Annotated in this window: 26 protein-coding genes and 1 pseudogene; 3 read left to right on the forward strand and 24 right to left on the reverse strand. The window is 25.8% G+C overall.

Going from position 1 to position 23,133, the window contains the following annotated elements:
• Positions 1 to 437: 437 nt before the first annotated feature.
• From pheA to QZ146_RS04100, 6 genes are all read right to left on the reverse strand, one after another.
• Positions 438 to 1,274, reverse strand: a complete 837-nt coding sequence (gene pheA, locus QZ146_RS04075; protein WP_295722432.1) for a prephenate dehydratase — start codon at positions 1,272 to 1,274, stop codon at positions 438 to 440.
• Positions 1,275 to 1,332: 58 nt separating this feature from the next.
• Entirely contained in the window at positions 1,333 to 2,151 is an 819-nt protein-coding gene (locus tag QZ146_RS04080) for a CBS domain-containing protein (protein WP_295722385.1), read from the reverse strand.
• A 113-nt stretch (positions 2,152 to 2,264) separates the two neighbouring features.
• A complete protein-coding gene (locus QZ146_RS04085; RefSeq protein ID WP_295722386.1) occupies positions 2,265 to 3,212 on the reverse strand; it encodes a CBS domain-containing protein in 948 nt (315 codons plus the stop codon).
• 332 nt (positions 3,213 to 3,544) lie between these two features.
• On the reverse strand, positions 3,545 to 4,246 hold the full coding sequence (locus QZ146_RS04090; RefSeq protein WP_295722387.1) for a 7-carboxy-7-deazaguanine synthase QueE: 702 nt from the start codon (positions 4,244 to 4,246) through the stop codon (positions 3,545 to 3,547).
• Between the two features lie 55 nt (positions 4,247 to 4,301).
• Positions 4,302 to 4,814: a 6-carboxytetrahydropterin synthase gene (locus QZ146_RS04095; protein WP_295722388.1), complete on the reverse strand. Its 513-nt coding sequence runs from the start codon at positions 4,812 to 4,814 to the stop codon at positions 4,302 to 4,304.
• Between the two features lie 198 nt (positions 4,815 to 5,012).
• Positions 5,013 to 5,612 (reverse strand): DUF366 family protein, encoded by a 600-nt coding sequence (locus QZ146_RS04100; protein ID WP_295722389.1) that lies wholly within the window; start codon positions 5,610 to 5,612, stop codon positions 5,013 to 5,015.
• A gap of 1,052 nt (positions 5,613 to 6,664) precedes the next feature.
• Between QZ146_RS04100 and QZ146_RS04105 the strand changes: the two genes are divergently transcribed.
• The 3 genes and pseudogenes from QZ146_RS04105 (at position 6,665) to QZ146_RS04115 (ending at position 11,832) form a co-directional block, all read left to right on the forward strand.
• On the forward strand, positions 6,665 to 9,010 hold the full coding sequence (locus tag QZ146_RS04105) for an Ig-like domain-containing protein (protein ID WP_295722390.1): 2,346 nt from the start codon (positions 6,665 to 6,667) through the stop codon (positions 9,008 to 9,010).
• A gap of 371 nt (positions 9,011 to 9,381) precedes the next feature.
• Positions 9,382 to 10,445, forward strand: a pseudogene (locus tag QZ146_RS04110) (DNA polymerase subunit beta).
• Positions 10,446 to 11,025: 580 nt separating this feature from the next.
• A complete protein-coding gene (locus QZ146_RS04115) occupies positions 11,026 to 11,832 on the forward strand; it encodes a Dna2/Cas4 domain-containing protein (protein WP_295722391.1) in 807 nt (268 codons plus the stop codon).
• Between the two features lie 24 nt (positions 11,833 to 11,856).
• On the opposite strand, the gene QZ146_RS04120 is transcribed toward QZ146_RS04115, so the two are convergent.
• The 18 genes from QZ146_RS04120 to QZ146_RS04205 all read right to left on the reverse strand — a co-directional run bounded on the left by QZ146_RS04120 (position 11,857) and on the right by QZ146_RS04205 (position 23,085).
• Positions 11,857 to 12,519, reverse strand: coding sequence for a DUF5612 domain-containing protein (locus QZ146_RS04120; RefSeq protein ID WP_295722392.1), 663 nt, complete (start codon positions 12,517 to 12,519; stop codon positions 11,857 to 11,859).
• A 113-nt stretch (positions 12,520 to 12,632) separates the two neighbouring features.
• Entirely contained in the window at positions 12,633 to 12,893 is a 261-nt protein-coding gene (locus QZ146_RS04125) for an energy-converting hydrogenase B subunit P (RefSeq protein WP_295722393.1), read from the reverse strand.
• 10 nt (positions 12,894 to 12,903) lie between these two features.
• The gene (locus QZ146_RS04130) at positions 12,904 to 13,905 is read right to left on the reverse strand and encodes a respiratory chain complex I subunit 1 family protein (RefSeq protein WP_295722394.1); all 1,002 of its coding nucleotides are present in this window, start codon (positions 13,903 to 13,905) and stop codon (positions 12,904 to 12,906) included.
• A gap of 17 nt (positions 13,906 to 13,922) precedes the next feature.
• A complete protein-coding gene (locus tag QZ146_RS04135) occupies positions 13,923 to 15,056 on the reverse strand; it encodes a nickel-dependent hydrogenase large subunit (protein WP_295722433.1) in 1,134 nt (377 codons plus the stop codon).
• Positions 15,057 to 15,094: 38 nt separating this feature from the next.
• Positions 15,095 to 15,541 (reverse strand): NADH-quinone oxidoreductase subunit B family protein, encoded by a 447-nt coding sequence (locus QZ146_RS04140; RefSeq protein ID WP_295722395.1) that lies wholly within the window; start codon positions 15,539 to 15,541, stop codon positions 15,095 to 15,097.
• 54 nt (positions 15,542 to 15,595) lie between these two features.
• Positions 15,596 to 16,081 (reverse strand): 4Fe-4S binding protein, encoded by a 486-nt coding sequence (locus QZ146_RS04145; protein WP_295722396.1) that lies wholly within the window; start codon positions 16,079 to 16,081, stop codon positions 15,596 to 15,598.
• Positions 16,065 to 17,483 carry a 4Fe-4S binding protein gene (locus QZ146_RS04150; protein ID WP_295722397.1) on the reverse strand — a complete coding sequence of 473 codons (1,419 nt, stop codon included), beginning with the start codon at positions 17,481 to 17,483 and terminating at the stop codon, positions 16,065 to 16,067. The genes QZ146_RS04145 and QZ146_RS04150 overlap by 17 nt, the downstream gene beginning before the upstream one ends.
• A 17-nt stretch (positions 17,484 to 17,500) precedes the next feature.
• Entirely contained in the window at positions 17,501 to 17,758 is a 258-nt protein-coding gene (locus QZ146_RS04155) for an energy-converting hydrogenase B subunit J (protein WP_295722398.1), read from the reverse strand.
• On the reverse strand, positions 17,751 to 18,242 hold the full coding sequence (locus QZ146_RS04160; protein ID WP_295722399.1) for an MnhB domain-containing protein: 492 nt from the start codon (positions 18,240 to 18,242) through the stop codon (positions 17,751 to 17,753). The genes QZ146_RS04155 and QZ146_RS04160 overlap by 8 nt, the downstream gene beginning before the upstream one ends.
• On the reverse strand, positions 18,232 to 18,516 hold the full coding sequence (locus tag QZ146_RS04165; RefSeq protein WP_295722400.1) for an EhbH: 285 nt from the start codon (positions 18,514 to 18,516) through the stop codon (positions 18,232 to 18,234). The genes QZ146_RS04160 and QZ146_RS04165 overlap by 11 nt, the downstream gene beginning before the upstream one ends.
• Positions 18,516 to 18,836 carry an energy-converting hydrogenase B subunit G EhbG gene (locus QZ146_RS04170; protein ID WP_295722401.1) on the reverse strand — a complete coding sequence of 107 codons (321 nt, stop codon included), beginning with the start codon at positions 18,834 to 18,836 and terminating at the stop codon, positions 18,516 to 18,518. The genes QZ146_RS04165 and QZ146_RS04170 overlap by 1 nt, the downstream gene beginning before the upstream one ends.
• Positions 18,833 to 20,323: an energy conserving hydrogenase EhbF gene (ehbF, locus tag QZ146_RS04175; RefSeq protein WP_295722402.1), complete on the reverse strand. Its 1,491-nt coding sequence runs from the start codon at positions 20,321 to 20,323 to the stop codon at positions 18,833 to 18,835. Before ehbF ends, QZ146_RS04170 begins: the two co-directional genes overlap by 4 nt.
• Positions 20,320 to 20,709, reverse strand: a complete 390-nt coding sequence (locus tag QZ146_RS04180; RefSeq protein ID WP_295722403.1) for a cation:proton antiporter subunit C — start codon at positions 20,707 to 20,709, stop codon at positions 20,320 to 20,322. Before QZ146_RS04180 ends, ehbF begins: the two co-directional genes overlap by 4 nt.
• A complete protein-coding gene (locus tag QZ146_RS04185) occupies positions 20,706 to 20,963 on the reverse strand; it encodes a hydrogenase subunit MbhD domain-containing protein (RefSeq protein ID WP_295722434.1) in 258 nt (85 codons plus the stop codon). The genes QZ146_RS04180 and QZ146_RS04185 overlap by 4 nt, the downstream gene beginning before the upstream one ends.
• Entirely contained in the window at positions 20,947 to 21,246 is a 300-nt protein-coding gene (locus QZ146_RS04190; protein WP_295722405.1) for a cation:proton antiporter, read from the reverse strand. The genes QZ146_RS04185 and QZ146_RS04190 overlap by 17 nt, the downstream gene beginning before the upstream one ends.
• 1 nt (position 21,247) lies before the next feature.
• Positions 21,248 to 21,508 carry a hypothetical protein gene (locus QZ146_RS04195; RefSeq protein ID WP_295722406.1) on the reverse strand — a complete coding sequence of 87 codons (261 nt, stop codon included), beginning with the start codon at positions 21,506 to 21,508 and terminating at the stop codon, positions 21,248 to 21,250.
• A gap of 36 nt (positions 21,509 to 21,544) precedes the next feature.
• Entirely contained in the window at positions 21,545 to 21,859 is a 315-nt protein-coding gene (locus tag QZ146_RS04200) for a Na+/H+ antiporter subunit E (protein WP_295722407.1), read from the reverse strand.
• A 584-nt stretch (positions 21,860 to 22,443) separates the two neighbouring features.
• Positions 22,444 to 23,085, reverse strand: a complete 642-nt coding sequence (locus QZ146_RS04205) for a class I SAM-dependent methyltransferase (protein WP_295722408.1) — start codon at positions 23,083 to 23,085, stop codon at positions 22,444 to 22,446.
• Positions 23,086 to 23,133 lie beyond the last annotated feature (48 nt).

Here is a 23,133-nt window from a genome sequence, read left to right on the forward strand (position 1 = left end):
TAAATTTCCAAAATTCAAACTATAATCAATTCAATAACTATAATAATATTATATATAAACTAATATTTAAAAATAAGTATTAAAAATAATTAAAATAAGTTATAAATATATTAAAATTAATATATAAAGAATTAAAATAAAAATAAATAAAATTAACTAAATTGAAGAAAAACGAGTTGAAAAAAAGTAGTGAAAATGAAAAAAAATTCGAAAAAATCTTAAGTTTCTAGCAGTGAAAAATTATATAATTTTATATTAATATCATAATTTTAAAAAAAATGAAAAAAATATATGGTAAATTTTAAAAAAAGTAATATAGATTATATTTATTTAAAAAAACTCTCATTAAATTATAAATGATTTATAAGAAAAAAGACTGTAATAGAAATAAATGATTTATAAGAAAACTTAGAAAGACTGTAATAGAGCTAAATGATTTATTCAATTAAATGATAAGAACCTAATATTTTAAAAAATGAAGTGTTAGCTTCAATTAGATTAATAATTTTAGAAATATCTTCATCTTCCCTATTTCCTTCAAAATCTATAAAGAAAATATAATCCCCCAAAGCTTTTTTAGAAGGCCAAGATTCAATTTTTGTTAAATTAATATTAAATTCTGCAAATATTCCCAAAATACCATATAACCCACCAGGCTTATCATCACAAAGTGAAAAAGCTATAGATGTTTTATCCCTATCTGTTTTATCACCATCATCTTTTGATAAAACAATAAACCTTGTTTGATTATTATTAGCATCTTGAATATTTTTCTCTAAAACATCCAAACCATATAATTCTGCAGCTTTTAAAGTACCTATTGCAGATGCATTTTTAAATTTTTTAATATTTTTGGCAGCATGAGCAGTACTGAAAGTAGGATGAATATTAAAATCCATTTTATCAAGATAATTATGACATTGAACTAAAGCTTGTGAGTGAGAATAAACATCTGCAATCTCTTCAAGTTTTACACCTTTAGGAGCAAGTAGATTATGATTAACATCCACTATAATTTCCAATGAAATCATTAAATCATAATCATGCAGAAGTGAATCATATGTAATATTAATAGACCCTCCAAGAGAATTTTCAAGTGGAACAACACCTTTAATACAATCTCCACACTCAATTGCATCCATAACCTCAACGATTGTATCAAAATCCTTTAAGCAAATTTCATCAATGTCTTCACCTAAAGTTGATACAAATTTACATGTAGCCTCATAGGTAAATGTACCTTTAGGACCTAAAAAAGCAATATTAAAAATAATAAATCCTCCAAAAAAATAAAAAAAGTAGCTAATATTACTTAAAGTAATAGTAGCAAAATTATTCTATTTCTGCAACAAGAGCAAGTAAATCGGTTTGTGTAATAATACCAATTACTTCCTTATTATCATTTACAACAGGATATCCATTAAATCCTGTTTCCATCATTTTACCTGCAACATCCGCAATAGTATCCTCACTAGAAACAGCTGAAACATTTCCTGACATAATATCATCAACATATAAATTTTTAATTTGTGTTTTTTGATATTTTTCAGGAGTGTGTTTTTTAAAGTCCATTAAAGCTCTAATAATATCCTTAGAAGTAATTATTCCAACAAGTTCACCCTTGTCCCCAGTTACGAGTAACCTACCAATTTTATTATCAATAATTACACGCCTTGCATGGATTAATCTGTCTTCAGCTGAAACAGAAATAATGTTTTTAGACATTACTTCCCCAACAGTAACCCTTTCATAAGGCCTACCAACACATAAACTAACAAAATCTGCTTTAGAGACAATACCTATCATCATATCCTCATCTTGAACAGGAACAGAACCAATACCATTTTCAAGCATAATATTTGCCACATCAACTAAATCCATTGTTTTATCTACAGATATAATATCTTTTACCATAACAGAGGATATGTGTAGTTTAGATGGAGATAATTTATCAACTTTAGAAGAACCTAATTTATTTGCAATATCCCTTTCAGAAACAATACCTACTAATTCTTTTTCATTGTTTTGATTAGTATTGACTACTGGTAATCGGGATATTTTGTTTTTTCTAAGTAATTTTAAACCATCTAAAAGATTTTGATCTTTATCAATAGTTATTAAATCTTCAGACATAATATTTTTAATTTGCATATTAACATCTCCCTATTTTATGGATAAAATTTAAATCGAAAAAACAATCAATAAAATTTCCCAATAATTATAAAAAAATTAAAATTAATTATTAAATAATAATAAATAAAAATTTAACTTGAATTAATTGCTTTTAAAATATCTCTTTCAGTGATAATTCCAACAACTTGTTCATTTTTAACTACTGGAACACCACCAATATTAAAGTTTTTCAATAATTCAGAAAATTCTCCTAGCCTAGTTAATGGTTCAACAGTTTTTGCACCTTTAGACATAATTTCACTAATTTTGAAATCTTCTAATATTTCACTAGCATTGATTGAAGTCATTTGGGAGAATAATTTTTTATCAACAAAGAATTTTAAGATATCATTACTTGTTACAATTCCTCTTAATTTTTCAGGAGTTCTATCCGGAATATCTTCATCTTCACTTACAATAGGTAATCTTCTGAAACTATTTCTTACCATGAATTTAGTAACATAATCAATAGATGTACCCGGTGTTACAGTAATAACATCAGTAGTCATAAAGTCTTGAACCAATTCATCAGTTAAAACTCCTGCTAATGCTAATGCAAAATCTCTTTCAGTCACAATACCTACCAATTTTTCATCTTTATCGACGATAGGCATTGCACCAACATGGTTATCTACCATAGCTTTAACAGTTTCACGGATATTGGATTTATGATTCATAGTAATTGGACCACGAGTCATAATCTCTTTAACAGGTTCATTAATTGCAGAGAGATAATTATCATCACATTTGTATTTAATGATATTGTATTTATCTCCACCACCTAAGAAATTTAAAATATCCATACTTGTTACAATTCCTAAAAGTTTTCCAGAACCTGGATCAGTAACAGGTATTCTTCTAAATTCGTGTTCTATCATTATTTTTGCAGTACCACTAATAGATTTAGTAGGAGGAACTGATATAACTTCTTTTTTAGCCAAAGTCATAATGTCCCCATCATGTTCAGATAGATTTGTTTCACGTTCAACAGATCCTTTATCTCCAGACCTTTTTAAGTTTTTTGCGTTTACATTTTTCATAGAACACACCTCATATTTTTTAAAACTTTAAAATTATTATTCTGATTAATAATTAAAATCTAATTTTTAGTTAAATTATAAAGCTTAACTTTTTAAAATAAAACCCATAAATCCAATCATTATATGAATTAAATTATTTAAAAATCAGAGAATATGAATAATTAACAATATTATTTAAATAAAAATAGTATTAATTTTTTTAATCATCTTTTTAAATATACAATATTATTTTAAATAAAATTTCCTATTGAGTTTAGAGTTATAGAAGTAAATGCATATAAATTTTTTTATATCATTTAAAAATAATACTATTAATTAAATTATAATTATTACTACTCGATATTCATAAATTTATGTAATTGAGGAATTGTTAAAACATCCATATATTTACCTATAAGTTGTGAAATTTCAAATATGAGTTTTTTATCCTCATTCCATAATTCAATTGGACTTACAGGTTGAATAACAATTGACATACTCTGATTTTTATTAATATCATTTTTCAATTTCTTAGCTAATTTTTCAATTGTACTTAATTTTGAATCTGGAAGTACAACTAGCTTACAATATACTTTTATGGATTTATCCATTAATATATTTACTGATTTGATTTCATTAAATAAAATCTTTTCAGCGTAATTGTTATTAAAATGTTCTTCTAATTTAATATCCAAAGAAACATAATCTAAATTGTCTAATTTGTCAATCTCATTAGGTAAGGTACCATTTGTTTCAAGAAAAGAAGGAATATCAATTTTATTTATAACATCATTTATAAAATCTGCATAAAGTAAAGGTTCCCCACCTGTAAAAGATACTGAATGTAAGTCATCTGTTTTTAATTCATTTATCCTAGAAACAACATAATCCACTGTTTTTAATGTGCCATTTTCACTTGATTTACTAATAGCAGTATCACAATAATTACAGTCTAAATTACAACCTGCAAATCTGACAAATATTTGCCTTCTACCAACTAAAAGGCCTTCCCCTTGAATACTAGAGAATATTTCTACAATAGGAGCTTCTAACATAATAATTCCTTAATTTATTTAATAATTTATTAAAATTATAAAAAGCAAATTTATTTTATAATTCTTTTGTAAACATTGCACCTTGACCAATACCTTCATTTACACAAGCTGAAATTGATTTAATATTAGTTTTGTCTTTAAGTGCATCAGACAATTTTTGAACAAAATATTCGGATAATGATTCTGCAGAAGTATATTTTAAAGGAAGCAATACACAATCTTCTTTAGGTATAGTATATCCTTTAGAATCAATTTTAAATTGTACAGAACCAAATTTATCAAAACTTTCCATAGATAAATTCTTTTTATCCAAATCCTTAAAGTCCATATTATCATTAAAAATTGGTATTAAAAATTTATGATCCAAACTGTTACATAATTCATTTACAATAGGTTTAATATCTTTAAAATCAACAACAAAATCAAATTTCCCTTCTTTTTCTCCTTCAATTTCAATATCTACAAAATAGGAATGGCCATGAATACAACCACATGTTTCATGAGTGGGGATTAAATGTGCTGCTGAAAATCTTAAATTTGCATTAATCCCATTAATTAATATTTTCATAATTATACACCTTTCTATTATTAAATAATCAATATAAAAATTTAATCATTACTAAAATAATTAATAAGATTTAATTAAAAAAACCTATAAGTTGATTTGAATAAATAAATAATATTTAATTAAAACCTATAATATGAATTCAAATAATTAAATATTTAATTAAAAAAAACCTATAAGTTGATTTATATAATTAAAAAATTAAAATCCTAATAATTTTGTTTTACTAATATCTAAATAAATATTTTCTAATTCCTCAATATAAGATACAATTACATCAGAGATAAAATCTAATATATTATCTTCATCAAAGACAATATTTCCTTCATTATCTTTAATCTCAAATAAACCTATGGTTTCAACATCAACAGGAGTTCCACTATCACGAATATTTAATGCAAAATGAATTTTCATTGAACTTATAGAAGATGATGCTATACAAACACTTAATTTTCTCCCATCAATATAAATATCATCCCCATTACGATTAAGAAACACTCCTAATTTAGATAATTTTTCATAAAATATTAAAATTAATAATCTTTGACGTAAATATGCAATTTCCATATTAGCAGGTTGACAATCAAAAAATTCGGCTATTACATGAAACATTTCATCCGATTTTATCTCCGTACCAATATCAGCAAAATCTTTAATATTTTCTGGAATAATATTCATTGGACCTCTCCATGAAATTATTGAAGAGCCCTTAATATTAAATTCTCTAAAAGCCCATAATGGATCTATTTGACTACCATCATATGGAAATTTCTCATTAATATGTTTATGTAAAATTGACATAAATATCACGATTTCTATAATATTTAGATAAATAAATCTTATAAAATCTAATTAAAAGATATAATCAATAATTATAAATTCAAATTATTAATAATTAATCTATTAACTAGAAACTATAATTATTAATAATAAATCATTTTTAACTATAAACTTTAATTTTTAAAAAATTTTTATTATAATACTAAATGAATTGTCAAATAAAATAATACATAATATAATTATAATTACTATATTATAATATTAATTATTAATTTGTAAATTATAATTTTTAAGGATTATAAAAATTATATTCGTATTTATAAATAATTCATAATAATGAATTTTAATTTAATTTTTAAATTTTAATTTAAAAAAACAATTCAAAAATTAGTTTTGTATAAACCCTATAAAAATTTTAGTAATAATATTTTTTAATTTTACATATAGAAATAATGTTGATTTTTAAAATAATAATTTATAAAAAATAAAATTTTTAACTAAAAAAATTTGACCTGCTTATAATTCATTAAATTTATAGATTCAAATTTAATAACGATAAAAAGATATAAAAATACAATTATTCTATTCAAAAAAGATTGATATTAATTAAAAATTTTTAAATTAAAAATCATAGGAATATTTGGAAAATTTATTAAAAATAAGATAAAAATAAAAATCACACCTTATATAATTAATTTAAGAAAAATTATATTAAAATTTAATAATTTCTAACTAAATTTTAAAAAAAATAATAAATTTGAACATTTATGATTAAAAAAGACCTATTTATCCATTATTTTGAATTTAAAAACATTTATATAAAATTAAATATTAAATTATTATAAACATGTAGAAATGATTGAAAAATTTTAAAAAAAATAGAAATTTTTTTAAAAAAAAATATTAACAAATTTTATAATTAAAAAATTCAAAAATGCAAATTATTAGTGATTTTAAAATTATATATTAGCTTATGTGATTTTAAAATCAAAGATATGTTGCATTTATTTGAAAAAAATTGAGGTGTAAATATTAATATTAATAAAAAAGCTTTGCTTTTAATAATATTTACAATGTTTATTCTTTGTTTTAGTTTAACTACAATTAATGCATCAAATGATAATAATACAAATACAAATCTTGTAAATAGTGAGGACAATAGTTTAAGTGTTGAAAATAGCTTAAAACCCACTTACCAAAGTGAATCCGATAATTATGACAATACTCCTGTTAGTGAGAATAAATCCAGTGCTTTAAATAAAGAAGTTAATGCTGGAGAAAAGGATAATGTAAATACCTTATCAAATAATAAAAAGCAAACAAACGAGGAAGATTCTTCACTTGAAGAAAAATCTAATTATAATATTATAGGAAAAGCTACAATAATTAATGGAACTAATAAAACCATAAAATATGGTAGTGGGACTTATTATAACGTTAAATTAACCGATAAAGCTAATAATCCATTATTTAATAAATCCATAGTTTTTACCATTAATGGTAAAACAATTAATAAAACCACTGATAAAAATGGAATAGCTAAACTATTAATTAACTTATCTGTAAATAAATACCTAATTAGCTACCAATTTTTAGGATGTGAAAATTATACTAGTAGTTCAGGCAAATCTACCATTAATGTTGTAAAATCCGAAAGCCAGCTTTATGTATCTAATCGTAAAATACTTTATAAATCTGGAAATAAATTTAAAATACTACTTAAAGATAAATATGGAAAGGCTTTAGCTAAACAAAAAGTATACATTAAACTAAAAAATAGAATGTATACAAAAACCACAAATGCAAAAGGATATGCTTATTTAAGTATTAGTGGATTTGCACTTGGAAAATATCCTACAGTAATAAACTATAAAGGTGGAAAAAATTACCATCCTGCAAAAAAAAGTCTTAATGTTTATATTTATAAAATTAAGACAAAGATAGTTGCAAAAAGTGAAAGCTTCAGATATGGTCTTGGACAAAATTACACAGTAAAATTAAAAAATGAAAGTGGAAGTCCCATTTCATCAAAAACCATTGTATTGAAAATCAATGGAAAAACCCTTAAATCAAAAACCAGTAAAAATGGAATAGCATACTTTAAAATTACAGAAAGTGTTGGAAAATATACTGCACAAATAAGTTCTTACAATACAAATACCTACTACGCTTCAAGCAAAAAAACAACTATTACCGTTTTAAAAGGTAAAACTTATATCAAATCTTCTGATGTTAATACAACCTATCCGTCAAAAGCTCCAATAACACTTAAATTCCATAATGCTAATGGTAATGCTTTAAAAAATAGAGAAATTAGTGTTAAAATTAATAAAAAAACATATAAAGGAACAACTAATAATACTGGAGAGCTTTGCTTTAAAATAAATTTAATTCCTGGAACTTACAAAACAGTTCTTAGCTATGGAGGAAGTAAAAACTTCCAATCTAGCTCTAAAACTATAACTGTAAAAGTCCATAAAATGAATACATTAATTAATGGTAAATCTGAAACCATTCTTGAATATAACGATGATTACTATAAAGTAAGTTTAAAAGATAAAAATGACAACCCCTTATCTGGAAAAACCATTACTTTCGATATTTATAATTCTGAAAGTACATTAACTTTAACTGGAAAAACTGATTCTAAAGGAATAGCACGAGTTCAAGTTAATACATATCCAGGTAACTACACCATAAGCTATGAGTTTAAAGGAGATACTTATTGTAATCCTAGTGAAGGTAGAAGTAATTTGACGGTAAATACTGATCCTAGAATGAAAACTAATATAACTGGAGGCCCATTATATTTACTTAAAGGTAAAACTGGATACTTTAATATTAAACTTGTTAATGCTAAAAATAATGTAGGAATCGCAAATAAAAACATTACCATAACTTTTAAAAGTAGAACTTTTACAAGAACTACTGATGGCGATGGAATAGTTAAATTGTTAGTTAATGGTTCTACTACAGGAATACATAATATAAGCTATGAATTTAAGGATACAGTTTTTAATGAATCTGGATATCGGAATTCTAAAGGAAAAAGCTTTGTTAAAATCATTGAACTTAAATCTGGAATTACTTTAAAATTAAGCGAGGTTAAAGCATTAGATCTTCCAACAATTACAGTAAATGCTATGCCTTCCTGTTTACATTGTCATTATGAGATGGAAGCTGGAAGACTTGAATATAAAAATTATACAATGACTTTTGTTAATTGGTGTCCATTCTGTAAAAAAATAGGTAAATTAACATGGAACCCTAAACATGTATATGAAGGAGAACTTACATGTGGAAGTGGTACAAGTAAAGATCATTATGGAGGAGGCTGTGACGCAGACTTTTGTGGAGTATGTGGTTATGATAAAACTGTTAAGTTACGTGCACAATTAATTAAAGTCGTCGAAGGTTAATCCATAATATTTTATTTTTTTATTATTTTTTATTTTAATTTTGTCTTAAATTTTCTTTTATTTCATTTATTTCATTTATTTATTTTTTATTTATTATTTTAATATTATTTTCAATTAAGTATTTTTTTATTATATATAATTTAAAACTTAATTAACTTATTTTCATTAAATCAACTAAATTTTTTATTTAAATATGATAGGATTCATTTTAAAAAGGTTAATCTTTAATGAATATTGACCATTGATTAGTGTTATCTTATATAATTAATAATTCTATGTATCAAATATTTAATAAATTATAAAAATAATACTATTATTAAAAATTAATTAAATTTTAAAAGAATTTTTCTAATTATTTAAAGTTATGTGATATGATGGAAGTTAGAACAAGAGATTTTATACATTCAAAAGACGATTTGTACTTTGCATCTACAAACTACCTACATCCTAAAGATAGAATTATCTCATTTTTAAGATACATACCGGATGAAAATGGAGATCGGGAAAAAAATGGGAAAAGATATTCTAAAGTAGGTTCCGATGAGGCATTTGCATATTTAAGAGAAAACCATCCTGAATATTTATACCATTCGCTAATGTTGATATGATGGGAGTGCCATTAGATAAGGTTGATAAAATTATAAAACCTGAAGATAGACTAAAAACTATAAGAAAAGGACTTGATGAAAAGGTTTCAAAAGATGTTAGAGAAAAATTAATAGATCTGTCTGACTTTTTCCATTATATTGCAGGAATTGACTATGATTACTTAGGTATTTCAGGTTCTACCTGTCCAGGTCTACAAAAAGCAGAAATATCCGATTTAGATTTTGTTATATATGGTCTTGAAAACCATAAAAAAGCTATAAACGCCTTTAAAAAATATCATGATCAAGAAGTAGAAGTTGGAGAAGATGAAAATAAAAGAAATATAGTATTAAATCCAATCCAAAATGAATTTTGGCAACATTTATATGAAAAAAGGATTAAAGATGATAGTCTTAAAAAAGAAGAATTCTGCTGGTATGAAGCTAGAAAATTCAATAGAGGAGTTATAAGAGGCACTTTATTTGACATCCTATGTACAAGGAATATGGATGAAGTTGAAGGAAAATACGGAGATACTAAATATATCCCATTAGGTATTGCTAAAATAGAATGTACTATTACAAATGATCTTAAATCTATGGATAATCCTGCAGTATATGAAATTACAGATGTTAAACATTTAGACGGGATTGAAGAGGAAATAACTCACCTTGCATCACTAACCCACACTTATGCAGGAGAAGTTCTAGATGGAGAAAGAGTTATAGCAAGAGGTAAAGTTGAAAAAGTTATAACTGAAGGTAAAAATCCAAGTTATAGAATACTTGTAGGTTCAACAAGAGAATCTATTGGAGAGTATATAAAACTTAAAGAAAAACCTGTTTAAGACTCAACCCTATTACACGGTTTTATAATTTTCATATATAAATATTAATACAAATTAATGGTCAACAATATTTTAAATTAGAAATTTAAATATAAAGACCATTACAAAATGTTTTATATACTGTAATTAATAATCAGACAAAAAAAACTAATATTGTATTTAAGAGTAGGTTTTATTATAGTAAATTTTTCTTTTTTCATACATAAATTAAGCATAAAATTATTAAAATAATCATTGATAATTTAACTACTTTTTCTATTATTATATATAATTATAATTTAATTAATCAATTTACTTTAAATAGAGTAAATAAAGTAATAATTTGTTTTTGAATATGCATATTGAAATCCAAATAATAAAAAATTTTATTTTAAAAATATTCATGAATTTAAAATAATTAAAATCTTTGAAAGTATTTTAACTATGAAAAATATTGGTTAAATTATATCTAAACAAACTAATTACAATTCATTTTTAATTTAAAAAAATAATAAACGTTTATAACTTATATATTTAAATATTAAATAGTTAATATCATTATACGTAAATATAAAATTTAAAAAAAATTTGAGTTGATGATATGATTAGTTTAAGAAAAATCAAAACATATATGTACTGCCCTATGCAGCTATATTATCAATATAACATTCATGGGGATATAGAAAATAAAAATTATGAAATAGGTAGAAGCATCAAAGAAATTAGACTAGAAATTCAGGATATAATTCAAAGGAATTTAAAAAGGACAAATAGGAATATGAGCGTTGCAGATATTGAAAAAGAACTATTTAAAAATGTAAATTATTATATTAATAATCGAATCAATGAGCTATATGATCCTGAAAAATATGATAGTGATGATTTAGAAAAGTATAAAAACGATTTAAGTAATGAAACCCGTTATAATATTAAAATTCTTGCACTTAAAGCTAAAAGATATATGAATCTAACCAATAAAGAGGGAAATAAAATTTTAGAAATCTTATATCCTACAAGTATGTATAATTATATACTTAAAGATCGGCAATTAAACATTAGTGGTTTAGCCGATAAAATTGAAATTATAAATGGGAAATATTTCCCCATTATTTTAAAAGCTTCAACACCCCCAATTAAAGGAGTATGGGAAAACGATTCTATAGAACTTGCATTTAATTCCATTCTTATTGAAGAAGAATTTGATACGGAAGTATATGTAGGATTTGTAGAATATGTAAATTTATGTGAAAGACGACCGGTTATTATTGATGTAAATCTTAGAAAAAGCTTATTTAGAATCCTTGACCATGTGCGCCAAATCATTATCAATAAAGAGATACCTTGTGTAAAATACGATGAAAATAAATGTGAAAGATGTGAGTTTAAAGGCATTTGTCTTGAAGAATAATAAATTTCAATCTAATTTTTTTAATTAAAATTTTCTATTATCTTTATCTAACTTACGATAATCAAAAACTGCAGTATCGGCTGCTTGCATTACCGCCATAACTCCTGCTTGAATTGGATCTGTAACAATTAAATCTGAAACTTCAGTAACTCCACCAGGCATATTTAAACTGAAAACAGTTAAATCATAAATGCTTTTTACCTTTTTTATCTCTTCAATAATTTCTCCACCCATAATTGAACCTGCAAGTACAAGTACACTAACTCTTGGAAGCCTTGTTAAAGCATTAACCGCCTCAGCAATAGGTTTTTCTCCTACAACAGGTAAAGTATCAACACTGATTCTTTCACCACGAATATTATGTCTATCGGCTTCTGTGATTGCACCTAAAGCAACCTGAGATACTTGAGCTCCCCCACCATAAATAATTACACGTTTACCGAAGACATCCTCTTGTGAGGGATAAATTTTTACATTATAAACACTATTTAAATTGTTTAAATCCTGAATTAATAAATTTATATCATCCACATCTTCTAGTTCAATATTAATAGAACCTTTAAAATCATTTTCAATGAAAAGATTAAGATAAGCAATATTAATATTATGAGCAGTGATAATTTCAGTTATTTCATCTAAAACTCCTTTTTTCTCTACAGATTTAATACTTATTGCATAATTAGACATCTTAATCACTGTTTATATTTTAATTTCATATAAAGATTGGATTTACTAATATAAAAATTTTTAAAAAAAAAGTAAAGAATTAATAAAAAAATAATTAAAATGATTTAAAAAAACTATAAATTAGCTTTTATCTTATCTAACTCTGCATGAGCTTTTTTATACATCAAAAGGTAATTATCATCATATTTGACTGGTATAACATCTAATCCTAATTTTCTAGTTTCTTTAATCCATTCTTCATTAAAAACAGGAATTTCGATTTTAATAGGTTCATTTGTTTTATTTACAACAATTAGGTTTCTATATGGAAAATCCCATTCTACAATATATCCACCTAAACTAATGATATGATAACTTCTTACAACAAATTTCATAGTTTCACCTTTAAATTAAAATTCCTATAACAATTGCAAGTACACCTATTAAAGTTGAAACAATAACAACTGGTAAAAATTGTCTGTTTGTAAATACTGGTGTAAATGCACTTAAAATACCCATAAACAAAGTAAATAATAATGCTACGATTATATATACTAATATATTCCATGAAAAGAGATTTAAAGGGATTCCAAGGAAAAATATTGTGAACAATGCAGCAAGTGTAAACATTAATAAACCTTTTGTGAGGTATATTACAGACCTATATTTTGAAATATATTCCATATATGGTCCTTGAATAACATCAGATTCAGCTTCAATTATATTAAATGGAGATTCGTTTAATAAAATAACATAACCTATGAAAAATATAAAAGCCGCAAGTATCCCTTGAGTTGTAAAAATAAATGGACCATGAATTTGCTGATATTTAATAATACCTCCAATATACAAACTTCCAGAACAAACTACAGGTACAAATAATGATAAATATAATGGAAAAGAACCATATGAAATCATTCTAAGAGACCTTTTTGAACTAATATCTTCAATATGTGATCTAACTACATCACTATGGACGGCACCTTTAACTAAATCAGGAAATCTCATTGAAAGTGACATAATAGATTTAGATAATGAACCCATAAGGACATATGCTATTTCTTCCACTTTTAATAATCCTATAATAGCAATTACACTAGAAAGTAATGCAACTGAATACATTTGAGGAGTTATAAATAATAAAACCAATAATACACAAAGGAAACTTAAAATTGGTAATGCTTTATATAATCCAGGTGCAGGTGAATGTGGCTCTAAATTATCTTTAAACGCAAATTTAATAGGAGCCATAATACCTACAGAGCTTACTGGAGGACCAATCCGTTGTTGAATTCTAGCATGAACATATTTCTTTTCAACACCCGGTAGGAATGTTCCAATAATAAAACATACAAATAGGGTTACAATTGCACCAATAATTGAATATAAAATTGTAATATCTGCCATAATAATCCCTCATGATTTTATAATTCAATGATTTCAAAAGCTCTATCTGTACATGTAAAACAAGGATCACATTGTACAATACATAACTGTCCATCAGTAATATGATTTCCAATAGCTGCATATTGCATAGCTGCAATATTGGACATAGAGGGAGTTCTAATAACAGACCCTCTAATTCTACCATTTTCTAATGCATATGAATGATAACAAATTCCTCTTGGAACTTCAATATAACTTTGTATAATATCACAATCTATCATCTCCCAAGTTCTATCAGCAATAGGGCCTTTTGGAAGATTTTTAATTGCTTGTCTAATGATTTTAATAGATTCAAATGATTCAAGAACCCTCATCAAAAGATTTGCCTTAACATCACAAGTATCCAAACTAATTACCTCAAAATCAAAATCATCATATTGAGGCATTTCAGTTCTTATATCATAGTCAAAACCACAAGCCCTAAGTGATGGACCTGTAACAGCCAATTTTCTAGCTTGTTTTGGAGGTAAATATCCAACACCATCAATTCTTGAGTTAACAATAGGGTCAGCTTTAAATCTTTCAGCAAATTTAGTAATATCACTTTCTAACTGGTCCAAACCAGTTTCAATTTTTAGGATTCTCATTTCATTAAGTTCACATCTAGGTCTGACTCCTCCAATAATAGAAACACCATATTGAACCCTATTACCTCCAATCATATCAAGTAAATCCATAACAGTTTCTCTAATATAAAATATTCTCATTGAAAAAGTTTCATGACCTAAAACCTCACTTCCATGAGCAAGATAAAGTAAATGACTATGTAATCTTTCAAGTTCACCCATAATAACCCTAATGTAATTAGCTCTATTAGGAATATCAATATTTAAACCTTTCTCAGCAGTTAAAACTGAATTCCAAGTATGTGAATTAGAACAAATACCACATATTTTTTCAGTTAAAGCATTTGCTTTTTCTACCGGAAGTCCTTCCATAATCCTCTCTACACCTCTATGGTTAACACCAATAGTAATTTCTGCTTCTTGAATGATTTCATCTTCTACAAAAAAACGAACCCTATAAGGCTCTAAAGCAGCTGGATGAACTGTACCCATTGAAATTTCAGTTTCAATAAGTTCTCCATTTGGATTAGGTATTTTCTCTTCAATCATTTTAAACTCCCAATTTATAATTTTTAATAATAATTTTAATCAGCATTTAATAATTTTGGTAAAACACTTACAAGACCTGCCAAGATATCTTGAGGCCTTACTGCACATCCTGGGACTTTTGCATCCACTGGAATAATATTATCCACAGGACCTTCAATTTCTTCAGAAGGAATATCCCCATGAATATTTTTATAGACACCGCCCATTAATGCACATGAGCCTGCAGCTATAACTAATTTAGGATCAGGTATGTCATTATAAATTTTAAGTAATGGTTCTTTATTATGATAAGTTACAGGGCCTGTTACAACCAATATATCTGCTTCACGAGGATTCCAAGTTAAAAATACCTTATACTGTTCTATATCAATTTTAGGTGAAAGAACTGCATTAACTATTTCAATATCACAGCCATTACATCCACCAGTATACACTAACATTACATGTATGGCCCTTTGCCTTGAATATGATTTAAGACTCATAAAATCCTCCTTAAATAATTATGAATAAATAATTTTTATTTAAATTAATTTTGATTATTTCTTCTGATTTTTTATTATAGTTTTATCTGATAAGTATTGTGAAATAAATTCAAGTTTATCCTGATGTATTTTAAATGGTTTTTCAAGTAATTCACTAGGAGAAATATCTACTTCACCAACTGCATTTGGATGTATAGTTCCTTGATAAGCATATAAAGAGTATATTGGGCAAAAATCATGACACCAATAACATACAACACATTTAGTACTATCTAATTCTGGAACTTCAGTTTTAGCCCATCCATCTGCTAACCATTCTGATTGATTTAATTTTTTCATACTAACTGCCCCAGTAGGACATACATTTGCACAACCTCCACATCCTATACAAGCATCAGCATCAACTTTTTTTTCAGGTTGAATATTACCATTTAAAACATCATGTCTTAAATTCATATCTGTTACTCTATCTGTAGCGAAAAAAATCCTTTTAAAGTTAGTGTAAGCTCCAGCCAATATGATTCTAATTAGATTTTCCATTTAAACACCCAACCGTTTTATTTTTATTTACGAAATTTCTGTCAAATATAAATGCATTTGATGGACAAATATTTTTACATGCTCCACACTTAATACATTTTTCATCATCTACACTTACGCTATCACCATTATCAATAATAGCGTCTTGCTTACAAATATCATAACATAATTTACAATAAATACATAATTTAGAATCAACATTATTAAATCCATCAATTACTATTTTTTTAGCCAGTGTAGATTTTTCAATAGCATCTGTAGGACAATATATTCCACAAGTTTCACAAAGTATACAATCATCAAGATTTACTTCAATACCCTCCTTTTTTAGTATTATTGCGTTTTTAGGACATAGCTCTGCACATGTTCCACATGAAATACAATTATTATTAGCTTTACCATCCCAAGTAATGGTTTTGTATATCCTCGCCTTATTTTCACATACTTTTACACAATTTCCACACATAGTACAGTAACCTTCAAGGAAATATTCTTTTTGAGTATTATTCATTATTAATCCATTACTATTTATGTGTAAACTTGAAGTTGGACATAAATCTATTGCTTGGTTAAAATTTTCTAATGTATCAACATCACAAGATGGATCATATCTTAATTTACCATTAATTCTTTTAAAAGATTCAGTGTCTGATACATCATCACATAAACCACAATTTATACATGAAACAATACTTCCATCATTTTTTTGATTTAATTTAATAATACTTATTTTATAATCATTAACTAAAATAGCCTCATTAGGACATGATTTTAAACAATTTAAACATAATGAGCAGTAATCATGATTAATAATTGTATCTTTCATAGCTCCTGTAGGACATACATCCTCACAAACATTACAATTATTACAAATACCCCTTTCCTTATCGACTCTTAATTTAATAGCATTTGTAGGGCAATAATATTCACATCTTCCACATAAGGTACAATCCTCATAATTAGTAACAAGAGATAATCTTGATACTTCTTTTGAATGTGAAGTCCTATGTGTATTATAACTTGGAATAATAGAATCTAAAGATTTAAGATAATTTAATTGTTTATCTTTAATTAAATCAAATCCATCTACTCTAGCATTAATACCACAAGCATCAACACATCTGCCACAACGTGAACAGATTCCTTTGACAATACCATCATCAATTTTAATATTACTTATAGGACAATTAAATTTACAAACCCCACATCCATTACATTTAACTCTATCAACCACATATCCCCCATACTCATTTTTAAAAATAGCATTATTAGGACATCTTTGATAACAAATTCCACAAGTAATACAACTAAATGCTTTATTATTTATTAATCGTATTGCTTCTGTAGGACATTGTTTAATACATTCTCCTAAACCTTGGCATTTATTTGTAGATAAAAACATGATATTAACTTCCTAATCTATGAATTCTTATTTGAATTCTCTTTTCTTCCAAATAATAATTTCCCAATAACAAGCCCCAAAGATGCAGAGAAAAAACCTAATGATATTGGAAGATTTTCGTAAAATGGAAATTCACCTTCAAGACAAGATATGATTAATAAGAATATAAACATGAACAAAAGTGAAGAATAATTAAAATATTCATTTTTCCTAAATGAAAATCCTACAACCAATCCAAAAATTAAACCTACGATAATTGGACCCCAACTAATCATCTTCTTCTGCCTCCTCAGTTAAAGATTTAAAACCTAAAAATGCAATTACAACTGCACTTAATCCAACGAATACCTTAAGACCAACTAAAATATTGAAATAAGGTACAGCTCCCGCATTTGTTACATCAGGATAATGGAATATATTGACAATGAAATTTGGTACAACTGAATAGAAATCAGTACCTACATTATATAAAAATGATCCTCCATATACTAATCCAACAAGGCCTATGAAAATAAAGCCTAATGCACCTAAAGTTTCAATAATAGATATATATTTATGTGAAAGTTCTATAGGAGAGTCATTCAATCCAAATATCAAAATAACTAATATTATTCCTGATGCAATCATAGCTCCACCTTGGAAACCTCCACCAGGAGTAATATGTCCACCAAGAACAGTTAATATTCCTAAAGCAATGAAAATAAAAGCTACAGGCATTGCAAAAATCTTTAATATAGGACTAATGTCATCATTGGTCATTTTTACCCTCCTTAATTCTTCCATAACCAAATATTAAAAGGACAATAACTACTGCACTAACTAATATTAAAGCTTCTCCTAAAGTATCATAACCCCTCCAATCAAATACAACAAGGGTTACCATATTTGGCTCTATTTGAGTTCCTAAATATGTATAAACTTTACTAATACCTGGATCAATTATTTGCCTTAAATCATAAAATGCATCGAATAAACTTACAGTAAATAAAATTACTGCAATAGTGGCAATTATATTACGAACTGAACTAGACATTATAATCCCCCCCAATAAAATATACTAACAATGACTCCAAGAGAAACAACAGCATAAAACAACATCTTTTCAATTGAATCATCCTGCTCTTGGAATAATTTAATACTAATTGGTAAATTAGATAAAATTAAAACAAGGAGAACTAATATAACAACAGCTGTTAAAACTATACTAATATGTCTTAGAAGTAGTGCTGTAATTAAAGTTGATGAAATTATAATTAACTCAGCTGCAATGGAACCTGAGACATTTTCATTAGTTATTTGATTTTTTGAAAATTTATCCTTAAAATAATTTAAGAAATCATCATAAAAACTCATAATAATCCTCCTATACATTGTGAAATAGGATTAGTAACAATTCCTGGATATAAACCTAATATTAAACAAATTATAAGTAAAACTGCAACAGCGAAAATCATAGATTTAGGAATTGATTCTTTAACGAATTTTAAATCATTTGGTTGGGGTTTTAAGAATATTGTATAGAATGATTTAACAAATACAATAAATGTTGCAATACTTATAAGTACGATTATTACTGCTAATTCTGGATAACCAGAAGTTAAAGCAGCCTCAACAATCATAAGTTTACTTCTAAATCCATTAAATGGAGGTACCCCTGCCATTGCAAAACCACCTAATAAAATCATTATTGCCATCATAGTGTTTTTACCAATGAGCCCTCCTAATTTTCTAGTATCTGAAGTATTAGTTAAATAAACAACAGACCCAAGGCCTATAAATAATAATGTAGTAACTAACATTTCATTTACTCCTTGGAATAAACCTGCAGTAATGGCAAATTTACCACCAAGGCCAAAACCAAGTCCTACAAAACCTAATTCGCCAACAGATAAATAAGCTATCATTCGTCTAAAGTCTGTTTGTACTACAGCCATAGATACTCCTAATACCATTGCAATTATAGATATTAAAATCATTGCTCCTTTAAATAAATCAAAATCTCCAAATATTCTAAAGATAACAATGACAAATGCAATTAAACTAATTAAACTCATAGCTTGGAGAATACAAGCCCCATATGGTTCAGCTTTACTATATACAGAAGATTTAATTACATGGAACGGAGGTAAACCTGATGCATATAGCCATCCGAAGAATATTAAACTAAATGCAAATAATAAAACTCCTCTAGAAATAGGAGTTTGAACCAAAGTACTAACAGCCAAACTAATATCGGTAATATTTACACTACCACAAATTGCAAGTAATATTGTAATTCCTAAAAGTAAAATTGGTCCACCAATAGAACTTAAAATCATATACTTTAATGCGGTTTCATAATTATCCTTTGCACTAGATGCTATAATTATACCTGTTTGTATTAAAGCTGCAATTTCAAAGAAAACATACATATTAAATAAATCATCAGACAATATTAATGCAGAAACAGATGCCGTTCCCATAAATACCATAAATAAAAATGGACCAGATGATTTATTCTCAGAATTTAAATATGTTAATAGAGATAAAAATACAACTATTCCCAAAGCAAAAATAAATACTTTTGCAAGTGGCGTATATGAATATGTAATTGCAGGATGTAAATTATATAATGTTGAATTTGTTATATATGATGGAAGACCAGCAATATTTGATGAAGCTAATGGTTGATGACCGCCAAAGTAATGTAATCCATAACCGGTTATCAAAGTAAGTATTGGCATTCCAATTCCAACAATAAAAGCAATAGCTTTAATTATTTTATTTTTTCCTGCAAATAAGTTTAAAAGTAATGCTGCAATAATCGGAATTATAACAATTAAAGGGATCAATTCATTCATTGTTCATCCCCCATATCAGATTTATGTTTTAAAATTTCACGAGTACTTAAGCTACCATATTTCTTATATAACACCATAACTATAGCCAACATAATAGCAAAAGTACTTGCACCAATAACAATACTTGTTAAAACTAATGCTTGAGGTAATGGATAAGCAGAATTTGTTACAAACCAATTTGTGTTCATCCCAGGCATTAAAATAGGAACAACTCCTCCTTTATTAAAACCTAAAGATATAATAAATAGATTTACACCTTCCTCAATAAAAGAAAGTCCAATAATCTTTTTAATTATATTGTCAATATAAATAGCTGCGAAAATTCCTATAATTATTAATGCTCCAGCAGTAAACAAAGTTAATAATTGCATATCTAATAATATCATCCATCATCAACTCTTGTAGTTTTTTTAATAGCTAAAGCCGCAAATACTGGGATAATTGCCCCTCCAACAATAACTTGAGTTAAAGCTACATCTGGAGCAAGTAATAATTGGAATAATAATGCAACTCCAACACCTGTAATACCAGATAAAATTGCTACTTCCAATAAATCAGTTTTAACAAGTGCTAATATAGCACTAACTAAAGTAAAAATAATAATTATTATAAGAATTATAATCTCATACATTTTCCTTATCCTCACTTTTATTGATTTTATCTTCACTATATAAATATGCATTAGAGATAGTATGAGCAACAAATGGTGTTATTATTAAATATAAAAGTGCTATTAAATATTGGCCTAGACCAATAGATGCAAGAATACAAGCAACATCCAAAACACCGAATAAATGTAATCTAACATAGAACACATTGTCCATATTACTATCTAATCTAATTATACCTATTGCTGCTATAAAAATTAAAATAGCTGCAATAATTATTAAAATAGCTTGTATTACCTCAACTATAAAAGACATTTTATGTCCTCCTTAAAACAATTGCATAAGCTATAGTACCAACAACTCCTATAAATATTAATGGGAATGCAATGTCTTTACAAAATTCAATAGAAAATATATTTCCCATAACAATTAGTAGCATAGCTAAAACTAAATTAATAACAGAACAACCTATAAGCGCATTAGAAATACCTTCCCTAGCAGCTAATCTTAAAGCTACAATCATCATAAATAAGAGTGCTAAAACTAAAATATATTGTGAAATTATTAGTATATTCATTACTATCACATATCAATAATGATTTTTAAAAAAGAATTATTCTAACATTTTTTTAATATACGGTTCAAATGGAATAATATCTTTAGTATCCCTTGGAGCTATAATTGCTACTTTTATAATTTGATTTTCTGAATCCAAATCTACAGATAAGGTACCTGGAGTTAATGTAATACTATTTGCTAAAATAGTCTGAGAAACAGTACGTTTTAAATCTGTATGAATATCCACTATAACAGGATTAATACTGTCTTTTTTAAAAACTCTTAAAGCTACATCGATAGTTGCTTTAATAATTTCAACTATTAATACCAAAATGTAGAGTATTCCATAAACAACTCTTTTCAAAAACATTTTAAAAAGCCCCAAATTTCTTATAATTTTTAATTATCATGAAAAAATTCAATGAGTTATACAATAAATTTTCATGAATATAAAATAATATATCATGATTATTAATTATAAATCTTTTGATTTAATTGTTATTTTTTAAGTAATAAATTTTAGAAATATTGAAAAAAATTACAAAAAATGTTAAAAATAAATAAATAAACTAATAAATATCAAGATATTATTAAAATTTTTACTACTTTGTTTAAAAAAAGTAAAGCATGATGAAATATGATAAATTATTAAAAATCATTATGAAATTTATAAGGATAGTCAATAATTATCATTGATTAATTGATATTAGAATTGCCATAATATCTTTAAATCATCATAAAATTAATAAAAAAAAGATAAGGATACCAATATATCAATTAAATAATATACTCCTTTGATAAAAATATCTGATTTTTATTATGTCTCCTAAGCCCCAGAAATGCAAAATTATAAAAGATTAAACAAAAAACAGTTATATTGTTAAAATAATTGGAAATTCTAGAATTTATATTATCTTTAATGAAAAAATCAAAAATTAAAAGAATTAAATTCTATTAAGGCTTTTTTTGAGCAATACCCCATCCATTATTAAATACAGCAAAGTTACAATAATTAGGATTTCTTTGAACCAACAATTCAAATATTAATTTAATATGAGGAATAGTTTTTTCTTCAAATGGCATATTTTTAACATAGTCAAAATGTTTCATCTCATTACATTCTGCGAATGTCCAATTAATATCATCAAAGATTATCCAACCACCAGGTTTTAATAACTTATCAACTAATGAAAATGCTAATGCGTCAGTATACCAATCATGAGCTCCATCAATAAAACAAAAATCAAAAATAGGATCGGGGTTTTCTTGTATAAATTTCATTAATCTCCAATTATAAGAATTTTCATAATAAATTGTAACATATTCTCTTAAGTCACATTTTTCAAGTAATTGTTCGATATTTGGAGAATATTGATCTTTAGCACAATGTAAATCAATAGTAGTTAAATGACCTTTGCCGATTTCTTTTAATGTAGAAGCCATGTAACATGAAGAAACACCATGATAAAATCCCAATTCCAATAAATTTGTAAGATTAAATGTTTTAACTAAATTATCAATAATTTTTGCTTCATATAATTTCATAAATGGAATATCACCAATTAACTCGTATGTTTTTTCTATTTCTAAGACCACTATATAACCTCCTTAATAATTAAATAAGGTGTTAAGTTTTTGTATTGT

The organism is uncultured Methanobrevibacter sp. (assembly GCF_905235195.1).
In the GTDB taxonomy this organism is placed as follows: domain Archaea; phylum Methanobacteriota; class Methanobacteria; order Methanobacteriales; family Methanobacteriaceae; genus Methanarmilla.